This window comes from Streptomyces sp. NPDC050264 (genome assembly GCF_040655895.1).
GTDB lineage: Bacteria > Actinomycetota > Actinomycetes > Streptomycetales > Streptomycetaceae > Streptomyces.
In genome coordinates, this window is record NZ_JBFAKV010000010.1 from 298064 (window position 1) to 314497 (window position 16434).

Genomic DNA, 16434 nt, shown 5'->3' on the forward strand with positions numbered 1-16434 from the left:
ACGTCTCGTGAACCAGGAACCACGGCATGGTACCGAGCCACAGCGACGCCCTTCGGTCACCCGTACGGACCGTACGTCACCCGAACGCCGTGAAGAATCATATTTCACTCCCTGTCAGCAGCCGTACCCCGTACAGCCCTTGGGAACACGGGGACAACACCGTGTTGACTGTGCACCAGTACCGTCACGAAAACCCCGCGCGGCGACTATCCACTTGGCGCCGTATCAGCATGATGGACGACGATAGGGATACGGAACGCAGAGGAACCGCTGTGAGAGGAGGCGTCCATGGGATCGGTGCGCAAGGCGAGTGCCTGGCTTGGCCTCGTCGACGACAACGATGACGAGCGTTATTACGACGACGACTACGACGAGGGGCCCGAGCCCGCCGCAGGCGCAGCCGCCTGGGTGACGGACCCGCGCGTGAAGGTCGTCGCGGAGGAGGCCGAGGAGCAGGACCGCCGCATCGGCACCGTGACCCCGGACAGCTTCCGGGACGCGCGGCGGATCGGCGAGATGTTCCGGGACGGTGTCCCGGTCATCATGAACCTCACGGCGATGGAGCCGTCCGACGCCAAGCGCGTCGTCGACTTCGCGGCGGGGCTCATCTTCGGTCTGCGCGGCTCGATCGACCGGGTCGCCACCCGGGTGTTCCTGCTGACCCCCGCGGACACGCAGATCGTCTCCGGCCGCGAGGCGAGGAACCAGCCGGATGGTTTCTTCAACCAGAGCTGAGGCGCTCCGCTCGGGACGGTTCCGGGTGGTGCGCCCGGCCACCGGCCGAGCGCGCCCGCCCAGCACCCCTGCCCGCGCTGTTGATTGCGGGGACGCGGGCGGGTGGCAGGGTGCACACGCCGGCCGCAGGCCGGGGTCACACCCCGCCGACGCTCACACGACCGACGACTCCGCACGGGACGACGCCCGGGGCGCGGCCTGCTCCGGCTCATCCGCCGGAGGCACGTCGCACTCCATCCGCCGCGGCAACCGCAGCGCGGCCACCGCGCCGAGCAACAGCAGCACGGCACTGACGACCAGCGTCACGTGCAGCCCGTGCACGAACGCGGCCCGCGCGGCATCCCGCAGCGCGTCCCCCGCCCCGCCACCGAGCCGCGCGGCGACCTGGTACGCCTCCCCCAGCGAGTGCCCGGCCGCGCCGCTCGCCGTGCCGGACACCCCGTTCACGTGGGTAAGACCGGGTGCGTAGGCCGCGTTCATCACGGAACCGAGCAGCGCGATGCCCATGCCGGCGCCGAGCTGGTACGAGGTCTCGCCGATCGCGGCCGCGCCGCCGGAGTCATCGGCCGGCGCTTCGGTGAGCATCGACTCGTAGGCCCCGAACAGTGTGCTCTGGAAGCCGAAGCCGAGCAGTATGAACCCGGCGCCGAGCAGCCACGGCCGGTCCTGCTCGCCCATCAGACAGAGCAGCAGCACGGCGCAGGCGGTGAGCGTGAAGCCGCAGCTGACCATGGCGCGCGGCCCGAACCGGCGCAGGAGCGCGGAGCCGAAGACGCCCGCGACCATGGCCGCGAAGGTCAGCGGCAGCATCCGCAGACCGGTCTCCAGCGGGCTCATCCCCAGCACCAGCTGCAGGTACTGCACCGCGATCAGTTCGAGTCCGACCAGCGCCAGCATCGCGATGACGATGCAGCCGACGGAGGTGGAGAACGCGGCGCGGGAGAAGAGCCGCATGTCGATCAGCGGGTGCTCGCGGCGGCGCTGACGGCGTACGAACAGCACGAGGAGCGCCAGGCCCGCGACGAACGGCAGCACGGCGCCCGCGTCGAGCAGATCGCGGTCGATGCCCAGTTCCTTGATGCCGTAGACGACACCGAGGACGCCGAGGGCCGCGAGCAGCGCGCCGAAGAGGTCCCAGGGACCGTCCGCGCGCCCCTTGGACTCGCGCACGAGGATCCGGCACAGCGGCAGCATGACCGCCATGAGCGGGATGTTGATGAGGAAGACGGAGCCCCACCAGAAGTGCTCGACGAGGAAGCCGCCGAGGACGGGCCCGGTGGCGGCGCCGATCGCGGCGACCGCTGTCCATACGCCGATGGCGACGGCCCGCTCGTTCCGGTCGGGGAAGACGTCGCGCAGGATCGACAGGGTCGCGGGCATGATCATCGCGCCGCCGATACCGAGCAGGGCGCGGGCCAGGATCAGTACCTGGGCGGAGTCGGCGAACACGGCGAGCGCGGAGGCGGCGCCGAACAGGGCGTAGCCGAGCAGGAGGATGCGTCTGCGGCCGACGCGGTCGCCGAGGGTGCCGAAGAGGATCAGGAGCGAGGCGCAGATCAGGGGGTAGGCGTCGCCGATCCAGAGAAGCTCGATCGAGGTGGGCCGCAGCTCCTCGGTGACCGAGGGCAGAGCGACGTACAGGATGGTCGAGTCGAGGGCGACCAGAAGCAGGCTTGTGCACAGGACCACCAGGACGACCCAGCGGTTCGTGCGGACTCCCGTGGCGGCCGGCCGATGACGCAGCCGCTCGGCGGCCGTGCTCGTCCTCGACATGTGCGTACCTCCCAGTGGTCCTCGCGATCGGCGGATCCGAGGGCTGGGGATGCCCATGGTCTCGGCTCGGGAGGAGCGGTTCTCCCGGCCCCGCTACGAAAGGCGAGTAAGCCGTCAGAGTACGCGAGTTCAGGCCACTGACACGTGGCGGACCTCTCATGATGTCCTCACACTCGTGTGGCGTGCGCCACTCGCGCGGCGGGGGTGGCGCACGGGTCCGCTGGGGCCGGCACCGATAATCGGGGCCGTGAACGACGTCGATCCACACGAGCGGCCCGCCCTGCGGCGGGCCCTGCCCGCACTGCTCGGTTACGCGGGGGTGCGCGCGCTCGGTCTGCTCGCGCTCGCCCTGTGGAGCGCGGCCGCGGGCAAGAGTCCGCACACCTTGCTGACCGCGCGCTGGGACTCCCTCTGGTACACCCGGGTCGCCGGGCAGGGGTACGGCTGGTCGGTGACGCTGCCGGACGGCAGCGTCCACTCGAACCTCGCGTTCTTCCCGCTGCTGCCGTGGCTGGAACGCCTCGTCAGCGCGGTCGGCCCGCTCTCCTACGCCGATGCCGGCCTGGTCGTCGGCTGGCTCGCCTCGCTCGCGGCGGCCTGGGGGATCTTCGCCGTCGGGGATCACCTGTACGGGCGCCGGGCGGGGATCTGCCTGGCCGTCCTGTGGGGGGCGCTGCCCGTCGGGATCGTGGCGTCGATGGCGTACAGCGAGCCCCTGTTCACCGCCCTCGCGGCCTGGGGCCTGTACGCGGTTCTGCGGCGGCACTGGGTGACGGCGGGCCTGCTGGCCTCGCTCGCGGGGCTGACCCGGCCGATCGGCGCGGCCGTCGTCGCGGCGGTGTGGGTGGCGGCCGTGCTGTGGACCGTGCGTGCGCGCCGCGCCTCCTGGCGGCTGGTGCTCGGGGTGCTGCTCGCCCCGGTGGGCGCGGCGGCGTACGTGCTGTGGGTCGGGCACCGGACCGGCGGCGGGCTGTTCGGCTACCTCGATGTGCAGGGGCAGTGGGGCAACGGGTTCGACGGGGGCGCCGCGTTCGCCCGCTTCGTCGCCGACAAGTTCACGTCCCCGCTGGGCGCGCTCGCCGGGATCGGGCTGATCGTCGGGGTGGCGCTGGTGATCCGGCTGTACGTGGCCGGGGTGCGGCAGCGGCAGCCGGTGCCGCTGCTCGTCTACACCGGGATCGTCGTCGCGCTTGCCCTGTGTGCTTCGGGGTACTTCGGATCGAAGCCGCGGCTGCTGCTGCCCGCCTTCCCGCTGCTGCTGCCGATCGCGGTGGGGCTGGCCCGGTGGCGTACCGGCAGGTCGGCGTGGCTGCTCGGCGTGCTGGCGCTGGTCTCCGCGGTCTACGGGGCGTTCTGGCTCAACGGCTCGGGTCCGCCGTGACCGGACCCGAGCGACCCTGATCGATCTTGCGCGACCTTGATCGACTCCCGTGGGCCCGATGAGCGGACGGAGAATTCCGTGCCAGCACCTGGTGAACGCACATATAAGCGCGCGATAATCAGCCCCCGGAAACGATCATTGAATTCGCACGGACTTGCCTTCCCGGATACCGGATTACCCGGAATAGACGGCGTCCTGAGATCAATCCCACATCACATCGTCATCACAAAGCCACTGTTCCGTGCTGGTCCGCCGCGCGCCCGCTGTAGCGTCGATTGGGTGCGTACCGAACGAAACCTGACCCGCCGCCTGGAGCGGGTCTTCGCCCGGCTCGACCGCGAGCCCGAACGGCCGGCCAACCTGGACATGCCCAGGATGAGCCGGCACCGGGTCGTGCTCCTCGGGCTGACCCTGTCCTTCTACCTCGCCATCGTGGTGGCCGTGCTCGCCACGTCGTGGCTGGTCGCCTTCGACTGGCAGGTCATGTTCTTCCGGCCCTACCAGCAGTGGCCCGAGATCCACGCCTTCCTCGACTACTGGGTGGTCCTGGGCCAGCGCGGCCCGACCGCCGTCATGGTGATGGCGTGGCTGGGGTGGCGCTCGTGGCGGCAGCACACGCTGCGCCCGCTGCTGATGTTCGGTACCGCACTGCTGCTGCTCAACGTGACGGTGGGCGCCGCCAAGCTGGGCATGGGCCGCGCCGGCCCGCACTACGCCACCCTCATCGGCTCGAACGAGATGTGGAAGAACGGCGATATATTTCCCTCAGGACACACCGCGAACGCGGTGGTGACCTGGGGCATCCTCGCCTATCTGGCCTCCACGCCGCGCGCCCGCCGCTGGCTGTCCGCGGTCTCCGCGGTGATCTCCCTGAGCGTCGGCCTGACCACCGTCTACCTCGGTACGCACTGGCTGAGCGACGTACTTCTCGGCTGGGCCGCCGGTCTGCTCATCCTGCTGGCGCTGCCCTGGTTCGAGCCGCTGGTCGCCCGCGTCGAGGCCGTGGTCTTCTCGGTCCGCGCCCGCCTGCGCGAGCGCCGCGCCGGTGCCACCGCGCCCGCGCCGGGCGTCGCCCCGGCCCCCGCGCCGGTCCCGACGCGCACCCCGGCCCCCGCCGACGACGGGATACGGGCACGCGAGCCGGTGAGCGCCGGTCGCCCCGGTGCCCGCCCGTCGGCCCTGCTCGCGCCGGGCCCGCACACCCCGCGGGGCGACCGCACGCCGGCCAGTCCGGCCGGCAGCCGCCGTCCCGCCGTGGCGCGGGGCACCGCCCGGGCGGCCACGACAGACCCTCAGAGGGCGTAGGACAGCGCCTCACCGCGCGTCCCCAGGACAGCGGGCCCGGTACGCACAACCAGCCCGCACGGCGAAGGGCCCCGGAACCTCCCAGAGGCTCCGGGGCCCTTCGCGTACGTCAGCCCTTCCAGCAGCGCGTCACGGTGCCGTTGTCGACCTCGAAGTTCAGCCGGCCCGCGCGGTACTCCATGGTGATGATCGCTCCCGGCGGCAACTGCCGGACGGTCGACCAGCCACGGCCGCGGGCCTGCCGCTCGGCCGGCTCGGCGCCGAGTCCGACGTACGCGTCGAGGGTGTCCTGGGGCTCTGCGGGCGGGGTCGGAATGGGTGCCATACAGCCACCGTAGGCGGTGCGACCGGGCGGCGCCAGGCTCGCCCGCGCGGGCCCGCCACGGCTATGTACGGTCACGCTTTCGTCACAAGATCACGACGGTTGTTTCTGTCGAACTTCCTCACACGATCGGGCGGTTCCTTACTTCTCACGCACTTCTCACCTACGCTCCGCCGGGCTCGGTGTCCGGAATTCGGAAGGCCCCCGCGAATCCGTCCGCGCGCGGCCCGGTCCATTACCAGAGCCGCCCCGCGCAATTCTCCCCGCATTCCGAATCCGGCGGCGCTCCGGGCGAGTTGAGATAGTCCGGGAATTAACTGTTCATGCCAGAAAGAGGTACCCGCCCTCTGTCGCGGCGGGAGCGACGCGAGCATCATGGCGGGAGTTCGGAAGCAGGCCCGAGGCGCGCGCAGCGAGGGGGCAAGCGATGGGAACGACCGGTGTGCAGGCCGGGGCCGCGGCCGTGGGGCCGGTGCGGGAGCGGCGGCCGGGCCGTGTGGTCGTGGACTGGCTGACCACCACCGACCACAAGAAGATCGGCCACCTCTACCTGATCACCGCGTTCGCCTTCTTCCTGGTCGGCGGGCTCATGGCCCTGCTGATGCGGGCCGAACTCGCCCGTCCCGGGCTGCAGATGCTCAGCAACGAGGAGTACAACCAGCTGTTCACGATGCACGGCACGATCATGCTGCTGCTCTTCGCTACCCCGACGTTCGCCGGTTTCGCCAACGAGATCATGCCGCTGCAGATCGGCTCGCCCGACGTCGCGTTCCCGCGCCTGAACATGCTCTCGTACTGGCTGTTCCTCTTCGGCGGCCTGATCGTGCTCGGCTCGCTCGTGGTGCCGGGCGGGGCCGCGGACTTCGGCTGGTTCGCGTACGCGCCGCTGAACAGTCTGACCCGCTCCCCCGGCGTCGGCGCCGACATGTGGATCATGGGGCTCGCGCTGGCCGGGTTCGGCACGATCCTCGGCTCGGTCAACTTCCTGACCACGATCATCGGGATGCGGGCACCCGGCATGACGATGTTCCGGATGCCGATCTTCACCTGGAACACGCTGTTCACGTCGATCCTCGTACTGCTCGCGTTCCCGGTCCTGGCGGCCGCGCTGCTCTGCCTGGAGGCCGACCGCCGCTTCGGCTCGGTGGTCTTCGAGGCCCAGTACGGAGGCGCGCTGCTGTGGCAGCACCTCTTCTGGTTCTTCGGACATCCCGAGGTCTACATCATCGCGTTGCCGTTCTTCGGCATCATCAGCGAGATCCTGCCGGTCTTCAGCCGGAAGCCGATCTGGGGCTACACGATGCTGGTCGGCGCGACGATGGCGATCACCGGCCTGTCGGTGGTCGTGTGGGCGCACCACATGTTCGTGACGGGTGGCGTGCTGCTCCCGTTCTTCTCCTTCATGTCCTTCCTCATCGCGGTGCCGACCGGCGTGAAGTTCTTCAACTGGACCGGCACGATGCTGAAGGGCTCCCTGTCCTTCGAGACGCCGATGCTCTGGTCGGTCGGCTTCCTGGTCACGTTCCTGTTCGGCGGCCTGACCGGCGTCATCCTGGCCTCGCCGCCGATGGACTTCCACGTCTCGGACACGTACTTCGTCGTGGCGCACTTCCACTACGTGGTGTTCGGGACGGTCGCCTTCGCCACGTTCGCCGGGTTCTACTTCTGGTGGCCGAAGCTGACCGGGAAGATGCTCGACGAACGGCTCGGCAAGATCCACTTCTGGACCCTGTTCGTCGGCTTCCACACGACGTTCCTGGTGCAGCACTGGCTGGGCGCGGAGGGCATGCCGCGCCGGTACGCGGACTACCTCACGGCGGACGGCTTCACGGCCCTCAACACGCTCTCGTCCATCGGCGCGTTCCTGCTCGGCCTGTCGACCCTGCCGTTCCTCTACAACATCTGGCGGACGGCCAGGTACGGCACGAAGGTCGAGGTCGACGACCCCTGGGGCTTCGGCCGCTCCCTGGAGTGGGCCACATCGTGCCCGCCGCCCCGCCACAACTTCACGACGCTGCCGAGGATCCGCTCGGAATCCCCGGCGTTCGACCTGCACCACCCGGAGTTCGCGGCGTACGGGGACGCCGCCCCGGGCGCGCACAACCCGGACACCGAGGCACACATCGGCGACTGACCGGCGCTACGCGACAGCGCTCACCACGACCGCGAGGTCGTTGTCGGCGGTGTAGTACGGCTCTGCCGACAACTCCCGCCCGGAGACCGTCACTTGAGCCGCGGGATAGGCGAAGATCGGCTTCTTGTCGGCGATGTCGTCGAGGAGACGGGCCACCCGCACCGCGGGGCCGTCGTCACCGCCGGGCCGCAGCCACAGGTCCCAATACCCCTCGGAGAGCTCGTCGTACCCGATACGCAACGCGAACTCGGCATTGTCCACGGTGAGTTCGCCCCGCAGGACCGGTCCGGTCGCCGCGCGGGAACGTATCTCCACATGCGCCTTGGCCGAGAACTGCGTCCCGTAGACGCGCCCGCGAACCGTCAACTCGCCCCCGGTGATACGCAGTTCACCGGCCTCGGCGTGCGGCGTCCGCAGCCAGCTGCGCACGGTGAGATTGCCGTGCTTGGTCGCGTACGGGATGCGCACGGCCACGTAGCCACGCGAACCGCCGGGCGCGCGGTCGACCAGCGAGCGCAGATCGTTCACGCCGGGCACGAGGCGGACCGGCTCGTCCCCCGCGACCTGCGCGTACGTGTCCCAGCGCCCCTCCGCGAGGCTCACGCTGATCGGCAGCGAGGCGCGCAGCCGGCCGTCACCCACCGGGGTGAGCGGCAGTCGCACCTCCTCCCCGCCGGCCCGGTTCACCAGCACGAGGTGGGCGGGGGCGGGCGACCCGTGGTCGGAGACGTCGAAGGTGAGCCCACCGGCGGAATCGGCGATGCAGTCGGCGCGGGGTGCCATGCTGGCGGTCCTGTCGTCGGACGAGGGAACGGGTCTGGGCGTGGCCAGTGGCGTCGTCATGCGGTGCGTCCCTTCCCCTGCGACTTGAGGGCGTCCCGCACGGCGTAGGCGCCGCCCATCAGGGAGCCGCGTGCCCGGTGCATCAGCCCGGTGGAGCCGCCGCGGGCGGTGAGCGACCCGAAGAGGTCCTCGTAGCGTTCGGCGATCCGCGCGGGGTCGAAGCGGGCGGAGTTGACGAGCGCCTTCTCCGCCATCCGCCGGCGCAGCTCGTCGTCGTTGATGAGTTCGAGCAGGCCGGTGGAGATCGCCTCGACGTTGCCGACCTCGACAAGGCGTCCGTCGACACCGTTGTCGATGATCTCCCCGGGGCCGTGCGGGCAGTCGGTGGCGACGACGGGCAGGCCGCACCGCATCGCCTCGACGATCGTCATGCCGAACGATTCGAAGGTCGACGTGACCGCGGCGACGGAACCTTTCGCCCACTCCGGTTCGATGGGGTTGGCGGTGCCCATGAGGAAGACGTGGTTGTACAGGCCGAGTTCGTCGATGAGGTGGCGCAGCTTGTCCTTCTGCTTGCCGCCGCCGTAGATCCGCAGCCGCCAGTCGGGGCGCTCGGCGCGCACCTTGCCGAAGGCCCTGATCAGCAGGTCGTACCGCTTGACGGGCGCGAGCCGGCCCGCGGCCACGACCCACTTGCCGCTGCCGTCGGCCGGCGCGACGCCGGGCGCGGGCACCGGGTTGGGCATGGCCTCGATGCGGACGCCGGGCAGCCGCATCCGGTCGCGGTAGGCGCGGGCGTCGGCCTCGGTGGTCGTGGTCAGCGCGTCGAGCCGCGGATAGAGGCTGCGCAGCTCCCGGCGGAGCCCGAGGGGGTGCGTGTCGAGCGTGAGGTGCTCCTGGCCGACGCGCAGCGGGCCGCGCCTGGTCTGCCGGGCGAGGTGCACGTTGAGGCCGGGCCGGGTGCCGACGACGACGTCCGCCTCGACGCCGGCCAGGTGCTCGGAGATGCGCCGGTCGGTGAGCGCGCTGTACTGGTCGAAGCGCCCCTCGTGCCGGGGGAAGACCGAGGCGGCCTTCTTGAACTCGGGGTCCTCGCCCTCGTACCCGGCGGAGCCCTTGCGGATGTCGACAAGGTGACGGAGCCGCACGCGGGGGTCGGGCGCGAAGACGGGCTCGTCACGATGCCGGAACACGGAGACGACTTCCACGTCGTGCTGCTCGGCCAACGTGTTGGCGAGGTTGTACGTGGTGCGGATCGTCCCTCCGATCCCATACGCATTGTGAATCAAGAAAGAAATCTGCATGCGTCCCCGTATCCCACCATTCCTCGCGGACAGTCCGGACAGTCTGATCGGTCTGAAACAGCCCGGGTGCTCCGCCTACCGGATGGTTAGACAGGGATGCCCTGGCGAGGGTTGTTCTCCATCATCATGTTGTTCCAGAACAGTTGCCTTATTGGTAGGTATTTTCCGGAACCGTTTGGCCATTTCGTCCATCAGGGGCGCATCATGGCTGGTAGGAGAGTTGCGGGACGTCAAAGCACGTCCGCCTCATGTCACCATTCTGAGTGACCCAGCCCTGGCCGTCCGTCCACCGGGCGACCGAAAGACACGTCTTTCGGGTGGTGGGCGGTTGGGCCCGCATGCTGTACGTCACAGGGAGCAGAAGTCCGTCGGCCGTGTACGGGGTGCCGCGGCTCATGAACCGGTCGAGGCACGCGCGCGTGGGGCCGGCCCCGCCCTTGAGGCAGGAGCGCGCCGCGTCCGTGAACCACATCGCGGCGGCCCAGCCTCGTGGCGCTCGTGATGATGCCGACGGGGATCGGCGCCGCCGTGTTCACCGGCGCACCGCGCGACGCCCCGCCTTCGAAGGCGCTCTCCGGCAGCCGTGAACCGCAGCCGGCGAGCACGAGAAGGGCGAGTCCCGCCGCGAGTGCCTCAGCAGCCCGGGCCCGGCGACGCATTGCCGCTCAGCTGCACCAGCGCGCACAGGGTCTTGACGGACACCTTCCACGTGCCGTCCTGCTCGACCGAGGTGCCCTTGGCGGCGGGCAGCACCGTCGCGCCCTTCAGGGCCAGTGAGTACGCCACGTCGGCGGCGGTCGGCGAGGTGAACGTGATGGTGTCGACGTTCGCCTGTACCTGGCCGCCGCGCTTGTTCCCGTTGAAGCTCTCCAGGACCGACCGCATCCGGGTGCCGTTCTCCAGGACGTCCTGCTTCTCCTTCAACGGCACGGCCGGGTCGAAGAACTTCTTCCAGTTCTCCTTGATCTCCTTCTCCGCCGCGGCCTTGTCCGCGGGCGCCGTCGGTGCGGGCGCCTTCGAGGAGGGGCCCTGCGTCGAGGGCTGCGGTGAGGACGGGGTCGGCGGCACGCTCTCGCCGCCGCCGCTGTCGTCGCCGCACGCCGTGAGGGCCGGGCCGAGTGCCAGGGCCGCGGCGAGGATGAAGGCGGCGCCCCGTCCGCGCCGGGCCGGCCTTTTCTTGCTCCCGAGAACCATCTGGCTCACCACCGGGGTGTCGGTCCGGGCCTCAACTCCGCCCGGAGCTGGCTGGGTTGGCCTCCAGAAGGCATAGTGCAAGCGATCGGCCGCCAAGACCAGACGCAGGCACATACAGACAGATACAGGCAGGAACACTCCGCCCTGACATGGGGGTCACCGATGCGGACTGCCCGGCTCCGAACCGTCCGCCCCGTCCTGTGGGCGGGCCTCGTCGCCGTCGCCGCGGGGGCCGGGCTGTGTGTCGCCGACTGGTACGAATGTCCGGCGAACGCTTCGCCGAGCGCCAACTGCCGTATCTCGCCTCGTGCACCGTGCCCGGCGCCGCGCTGATCGTCGCGGGCGCGGTACTGCTCACCCACGGCAGGAGCGCCCTCGCCACGTCCCGGGTGGAGGAGCTGTACACGTTGCTGGTCGCCGCCGATCCGGCCGAATCGCCGCGGGCGGCCACCCCGATCGCCTCCGACGCCACTCTCCTCATGGTCCCCGGCGGCACGCTGTGGCACCGGGCGGACTGCCCGCTCGTCGAGGGCAAGCCGGAGGCCGTGCCCGCCGACGCCGGTGCCGTGACGGCCGACGGACTCGGACCGTGCCCCATCTGCGAGCCGCCTGACGGGAGTTGAGGCGTGGCGTCCTTGACGTACGACCTGGCGCCGGCGGGTCTCTCGGTGGGCGCGGCGGCGGCGCTCTCCGGGATCGGGCTGATCGTCACCTGTCGCGCGACCGGCGTCCTGAACTTCGCGCACGGTGCGATCGCCATGCTCTGCGCGTATCTGCTGCGGCAGTTCGCGGTGGTGTGGTCCTGGCCGCTGTGGGCGGGCGCGGCAGTCGTGCTCCTGGCCGTCGCCCCCGGACTCGGACTCGCCCTGGAACGCGGGGTGTTCAGACCTCTCGCGACGGCGGGCGGCGATCCGGCGCGCACTCTGGTCGCCTCCATCGGCGTCTTCGTGCTCCTGGTCGGGGCGGCGGCCCTGCTGTGGGGCACGGGCGCGCGGGAGGACGCGCCGACGCTGATCGCGGCCGATCCGTGGGGGCAGCTCGCGGTCGTCTGCGCGATCGCGGTGGCGGTGTGGGCGGTGACACGGTGGACGCGGTTCGGCGGCGAGCTGCGGGCCGTCGTCGACAACCGGCCGCTTGCCGTCCTCGGCGGCATCGACGCGGACCGGGTGGCGGCGGGCCGGGCCTTCGGCGCGTTCACGGCGGGCCTGACGGGGGCGCTCCTCGCCCCCTTCGTACGCCTCGACCCGTACGGGCTGCCGCTGCTGGTGATGGTGGTCGTGGCGGTCGCCGTCGCGGCGCGGATGCGGTACCTCTCGGTGCCGGTGGCGCTCGCGATCGGCGTGGCGCAGAGCGGGCTGACCCGGCTGCACCCCGGCGGCTGGGCGGAGCCGCTGCTGCGGGCGGTGGGGGGCGAATCTCTTCGTGGTCGCACTGCTCGTCGCTGCGCTCGTCCTGCCGGGGATCGGCGGGCGAGGGGCGCTGCCGCGGGCGGCGAAGCCCGTGCCGCCGGGTGTGTGGCCGGTGGTGGCGGTGCTGTTCCTGCTGCCGCTGGGCTTCGCGGGCCCGGATCTTCATACGTCGATCCAGGTGCCGGCGCTGGCCTTGATCCTGCTGTCGTGGAACTGGCCCGCGCCCTCGCCGGCCGCCCGCACGTGCTGCTGCTCGACGAACCCGCCGCGGGCCTCGACGGCACCGAAGTGGCCGCGCCGGCACGGCTGTTGAGGGCGCTGGCCGCCGACGGGACGGCCCTGCTCGTCGTCGAGCACGACCTGGACCTGGTGGCGGATCTCGCGGACACGGTGCACTTGATGGCGGCGGGCCGCATCGTCGCCTCGGGCCCGCCGGGCACCGTCCTCGACCGCACGGCCGGGTCGAACCCATGAGACGCGGCATCGAACTCCGCGCCGCCCACGTGCACTCCGGCCCCCTGGAAGCCCTGCACGGCATCGGTCTCGCCGCGCCCGCCGGGACGGTCACCGTGCTGCTGGGGCGCAACGGGTCCGGCCGCACGACCACCCTGCGCGCCCTCGCCGGCACCGTCCCGCTCACCGCGGGGACCGTCGTGTGGGACGGCGCCGACGTCACCCGGCGGAGGCCGCGCGCCCGGGCCGTCGCCGGCCTGTGCTTCGTCCCCGACCGGCAGGCCGTCTTCGCCGCACTCGGTGTCGCCGACAACCTGCGGCTCGCTGCCCCGGACGGCGATTTCGCCCCGGCCCTCGCCGCCTACCCCGAACCCGGCCCGCTCCTCGCCCGCCGCGCCGGCACCCTCTCCGGTGGTGAACAGCGCATGGTCGCCGTCTCCCGCGCCCTGCTCTCCCGCGCCCGCGTCGTCCTGGTCGACGAACCCGCCCAGGGCATGTCGCCCGGGGTGGCCGCCCGCACGTACGCCCTGCTGCGCGGCCTCGACGCCTGCGTGGTCCTGGCCGAACAGCGGCTGCCGCCCGGCCTGCGGACGGCCGGGCCGGGCGAGGCGGCGGTGCTGGTGCACGAACTCCGGCGCGGAGCCGTGGTGTTCAGCGGCGAGGCCGGTGAGGTCAGGCCGGCGGGATGAGCAGCATCGTGCCCGCGTTGAGCCGGTCCGGGTCCGGCCCGATCATCTCCTTGTCGGCCGCGTAGAGCGCCTGCCAGCCGCCTTTGACCTTGAAGCGGCGGGCGATCGAAGCGAGCGTCTCGCCGCGCCGCACCACGTGGACGCGCCCGGCGAGCCCGTACTTCTTCGAGCACGCGGGCCAGGCCCGCCAGCCCTGACCGCGCAGCACTTCCTCGGCGATCTCGATCTGTTCGGCGCGGGTCGCGAGATCGGCGCGCGGCGCGTACTTCAGGCCGCCGTACTCCTCCCAGGTGGACTGCCGGAACTGGAGCCCGCCATAGAAGGAGTTCCCGGTGTTCGCGTTCCAGCGCCCGCCGCTCTCGCACTCGGCGAGGCAGGACCACGGCCACTGCTCGCGCGCGCAGTCGTGCGGCCGGAAAGCGACGCCCGCCGTACCGCGGGCGGACGGCGGGGCGGCGGACGCGGCGGCCGGCGCGAAGGCCAGAGCGAGCAGTCCGCCCAGGAGGACCACCGCCCGGACGTACGTCCTCGGCGGCGGCGTCGTGGGCCTCGTGGGCATCAGGTGCATGCGGAACGCTAAGCAGCGGGGGCGGGGGCACCCCCGCTGCCGCGCCGCGGCGGCCGCGGCCCCACCCGGTCGGCGCACCGGGCGGAACCGCGGGGCACCACTCGGACTACCCGACCAGCAACCGCTGGCCCGGCAGGATCAGGTCGGGGTCGCCACCGATGACCGTCTTGTTGACGGAGTACAGGCTCCCCCACGTGGCGCCGTGGGCCGCCGCGATGCTGCCCAGGGTGTCGCCGTCGCGGACGACGTAGCCGCCGCGCCGGATCGAGCCGCGGTCGGCACCCGTCGAACCGCGTTCCGCCGGCGCGGACTTGAGCTCCACCGACTCGGGCCTCACCGTTTCGGGCTTCACGGCCTTCGGCTCGGCCGCCTTCGGCCTGGCCGCCGAGACCGACGGGGCGTCGCCGTACGCGCCGGCCCGCCCCGAGCAGACGGGCCAGGCGCCCCAGCCCTGTGCGCGTTGCACCTTCGCGGCCACGGCGATCTGCTGGCCCTTCGTGGCCCCGTCGGCCGTGGCCGCGTAGGCCCCTCCGCCGTACGCGCGCCACGTCCCGGCGGAGAACTGGAGCCCGCCGTAGTAGCCGTTGCCGGTGTTGATGTGCCAGTTACCGCCGCTCTCGCAACGGGCGATGCGGTCCCAGACTCCGTGGTCGGCCGCGTGGGCGGAGCCACCGGTCGCGAGGAGGCCGAGGGGGGCGAGCAGAGCCGCTCCGGCGATCACCGCTGTCGTTCGAGCCGTACGTATCGGCACGGACATGAGATTCCCTCTCGTGGGCTGCGAGGTGCAGACGGCGGTGGAATCTAGGCAGCCCACGGGACTCGCATCAACCACCCTCTTGTCGCTCCAGGCCAGTTCACTGTTACTCGTAGTAGCGACGAGTTCAGGCCACCCACTTCATTGGCCGATATCGGGATTTGTCGACCAGTCGCCCCGACGATCTGTGACTCAGCTCACTCCCTCAACTTGCTTGGACTACCTAGAAGTTGCCGTGGAGTGACAGATTCCGGGGGTCTCTTCACCGTGCGCTTCGGATGGGTGGATTCCGTTCGCTTCCGGGCGTGACCCCGGCCACAGATCGCCCGTTGTTCCTTCATAAGCACACATCCGATCCAGAGGAGCCCCCGTGCCGCGCTTGCTCGACGTGAGTAACGACGTACGCGCCGAGATCGGCGACGACGAAGCCGACCGCCTGCTCGCCGGCGACCACACCCCCGGCAGCTACGACTGCACCTCCTGCCGTACCCCGGGCGACTCCGCGCAGGAACGCACCAGCACCGTCCTGTTCGTCGGTGACGAGACCGCTGTCCTCGCCTTCGCCCACGCCGGCTGCCTGCCCTCCCAGGTGGTCCAGGTCGCCGAGGACCAGCTCCAGGGCGCCGTCCGGTCCGTGGCCGGCTCCCCGGAGCCGGTCGGCGGCGGCGAACCGCCGGTGGGCGGTACGCAGGCCGTGCTCGGCGTGACCAGCGGCCTGCTGCTGATCGCGGGGGAACTGCACCCCACGCTCGTCATCGAACCGACCGGCCCCATCGCCCGCCCCGGCGCCCAGCCCGGCGGGGGCGACGACTTCCTGCCGCTCCTGATCGAGCAGGGCTTCATGCCGGTCACCGAACTGACGGAGGCGCCGCACGCGCTGCCCGGCTGGTCGGTCCTGCTCGCCATGGGCCAGCTGCACGCCGTGCTGCAGCCCGGCACCGGCGGCACCCCCTCCCAGGTCGCCTGGTGGCAGGCGCACCAGCCGCTCCAGGTCACCGACGGCTGGCGGGCCGCGGCCAACAAGACGCACACGGTGCTCGTCTGCGCCGCCCCCGCCGGCTCGATCGGCCGCCAGCCGCGCGAGGACCTGCTGCGGGACGCCCTCGACAAGGCCGCGGCGAACGGGAGGCTGGTCGCCGCCGCCATGCCGCTCGCGGGCACCTGAGCCGCGGCCCGATCCGCACCCGGGCCCCCGACGAATGCGCCGGTCACCCTCCTGACGCCCCGCGAAAGCCGAGGCCAAGGGCGCATCCGTCGGGGGCCCGGGTCGTTGGCACATACGTGCACCCATACGACCCCACCTCATCCGCCGGACGGCGCCAGCCGTATCAGAACTACATCCCGTCGATGCGTCCCGCGGAGGACTACTCGGCCGGCCGCTCGGCCACGCCGATCTACGACGCCCTGTTCGCGGAGTACCGCCGGTCCTTCCGGACCCTGCCCGGCGACCGCAGCGGCGAGGAGGACCTGGGGTTCACGGCCTTCGGAACGGCGCCCTACGGGACCCGGATCCACACCTCGCACCACCAGACGGCCCAGCAGCACCACTGGCAGACGAACGGGCGGCAGCACGGTCAGGGAGGTCTCCTCCCCGCCGCGCTGCCGCCCGGTCCGCGCCGCGAACGCTGAG

General features: G+C 71.5%; 15 protein-coding genes and 2 pseudogenes. 9 read left to right on the forward strand and 8 right to left on the reverse strand.

What is annotated here, in order from left to right:
* Positions 1–288 precede the first annotated feature (288 nt).
* Positions 289–735, forward strand: a complete 447-nt coding sequence (locus AB0J02_RS20590) for a cell division protein SepF (protein WP_363195137.1) — start codon at positions 289–291, stop codon at positions 733–735.
* Positions 736–888: 153 nt separating this feature from the next.
* On the opposite strand, the gene AB0J02_RS20595 is transcribed toward AB0J02_RS20590, so the two are convergent.
* Positions 889–2508, reverse strand: a complete 1620-nt coding sequence (locus tag AB0J02_RS20595) for an MFS transporter (protein WP_363195138.1) — start codon at positions 2506–2508, stop codon at positions 889–891.
* A gap of 247 nt (positions 2509–2755) precedes the next feature.
* Here AB0J02_RS20595 and AB0J02_RS20600 point away from each other — a divergent pair, with 247 nt between their 5' ends.
* Positions 2756–3889, forward strand: coding sequence for a hypothetical protein (locus tag AB0J02_RS20600; RefSeq protein ID WP_363195139.1), 1134 nt, complete (start codon positions 2756–2758; stop codon positions 3887–3889).
* Positions 3890–4168: 279 nt separating this feature from the next.
* Positions 4169–5194, forward strand: a complete 1026-nt coding sequence (locus AB0J02_RS20605) for a phosphatase PAP2 family protein (RefSeq protein WP_363195140.1) — start codon at positions 4169–4171, stop codon at positions 5192–5194.
* A gap of 109 nt (positions 5195–5303) precedes the next feature.
* Here the strand turns inward: AB0J02_RS20605 and AB0J02_RS20610 are convergent, their stop codons facing one another.
* Complete coding sequence (locus AB0J02_RS20610) at positions 5304–5519, reverse strand: I78 family peptidase inhibitor (protein WP_363195141.1); 216 nt, start codon at positions 5517–5519, stop codon at positions 5304–5306.
* Positions 5520–5943: 424 nt separating this feature from the next.
* Here AB0J02_RS20610 and ctaD point away from each other — a divergent pair, with 424 nt between their 5' ends.
* Positions 5944–7650, forward strand: a complete 1707-nt coding sequence (gene ctaD / locus AB0J02_RS20615) for a cytochrome c oxidase subunit I (RefSeq protein WP_363195142.1) — start codon at positions 5944–5946, stop codon at positions 7648–7650.
* 6 nt (positions 7651–7656) lie between these two features.
* Here the strand turns inward: ctaD and AB0J02_RS20620 are convergent, their stop codons facing one another.
* From AB0J02_RS20620 to AB0J02_RS20635, 4 genes and pseudogenes are all read right to left on the reverse strand, one after another.
* On the reverse strand, positions 7657–8433 hold the full coding sequence (locus tag AB0J02_RS20620; protein ID WP_363195200.1) for a hypothetical protein: 777 nt from the start codon (positions 8431–8433) through the stop codon (positions 7657–7659).
* 56 nt (positions 8434–8489) lie between these two features.
* Positions 8490–9737, reverse strand: coding sequence for a glycosyltransferase family 4 protein (locus tag AB0J02_RS20625; RefSeq protein ID WP_363195143.1), 1248 nt, complete (start codon positions 9735–9737; stop codon positions 8490–8492).
* A 202-nt stretch (positions 9738–9939) separates the two neighbouring features.
* Positions 9940–10224 (reverse strand): annotated as a pseudogene (locus tag AB0J02_RS20630) (amino acid ABC transporter substrate-binding protein); the annotation flags it as partial.
* A gap of 146 nt (positions 10225–10370) precedes the next feature.
* Complete coding sequence (locus tag AB0J02_RS20635; RefSeq protein ID WP_363195201.1) at positions 10371–10931, reverse strand: hypothetical protein; 561 nt, start codon at positions 10929–10931, stop codon at positions 10371–10373.
* Between the two features lie 162 nt (positions 10932–11093).
* Here AB0J02_RS20635 and AB0J02_RS20640 point away from each other — a divergent pair.
* The 3 genes and pseudogenes from AB0J02_RS20640 to AB0J02_RS20650 all read left to right on the forward strand — a co-directional run bounded on the left by AB0J02_RS20640 (position 11094) and on the right by AB0J02_RS20650 (position 13482).
* Positions 11094–11554, forward strand: a pseudogene (locus tag AB0J02_RS20640) (hypothetical protein).
* Between the two features lie 3 nt (positions 11555–11557).
* Positions 11558–12814 (forward strand): hypothetical protein, encoded by a 1257-nt coding sequence (locus AB0J02_RS20645; protein ID WP_363195144.1) that lies wholly within the window; start codon positions 11558–11560, stop codon positions 12812–12814.
* Complete coding sequence (locus tag AB0J02_RS20650) at positions 12811–13482, forward strand: ATP-binding cassette domain-containing protein (protein ID WP_363195145.1); 672 nt, start codon at positions 12811–12813, stop codon at positions 13480–13482. The genes AB0J02_RS20645 and AB0J02_RS20650 overlap by 4 nt, the downstream gene beginning before the upstream one ends.
* Here the strand turns inward: AB0J02_RS20650 and AB0J02_RS20655 are convergent.
* Both AB0J02_RS20655 and AB0J02_RS20660 read right to left on the reverse strand, forming a co-directional pair.
* The gene (locus AB0J02_RS20655) at positions 13466–14041 is read right to left on the reverse strand and encodes a transglycosylase family protein (protein WP_363195146.1); all 576 of its coding nucleotides are present in this window, start codon (positions 14039–14041) and stop codon (positions 13466–13468) included. The two genes, AB0J02_RS20650 and AB0J02_RS20655, sit on opposite strands and share 17 nt — an antisense overlap.
* 115 nt (positions 14042–14156) lie before the next feature.
* Positions 14157–14807: a transglycosylase family protein gene (locus tag AB0J02_RS20660; RefSeq protein ID WP_363195147.1), complete on the reverse strand. Its 651-nt coding sequence runs from the start codon at positions 14805–14807 to the stop codon at positions 14157–14159.
* 367 nt (positions 14808–15174) lie between these two features.
* Between AB0J02_RS20660 and AB0J02_RS20665 the strand changes: the two genes are divergently transcribed.
* On the forward strand, positions 15175–15969 hold the full coding sequence (locus AB0J02_RS20665; protein WP_363195148.1) for a hypothetical protein: 795 nt from the start codon (positions 15175–15177) through the stop codon (positions 15967–15969).
* A gap of 182 nt (positions 15970–16151) precedes the next feature.
* On the forward strand, positions 16152–16433 hold the full coding sequence (locus tag AB0J02_RS20670; RefSeq protein ID WP_363195149.1) for a hypothetical protein: 282 nt from the start codon (positions 16152–16154) through the stop codon (positions 16431–16433).
* Position 16434: the final 1 nt, after the last annotated feature.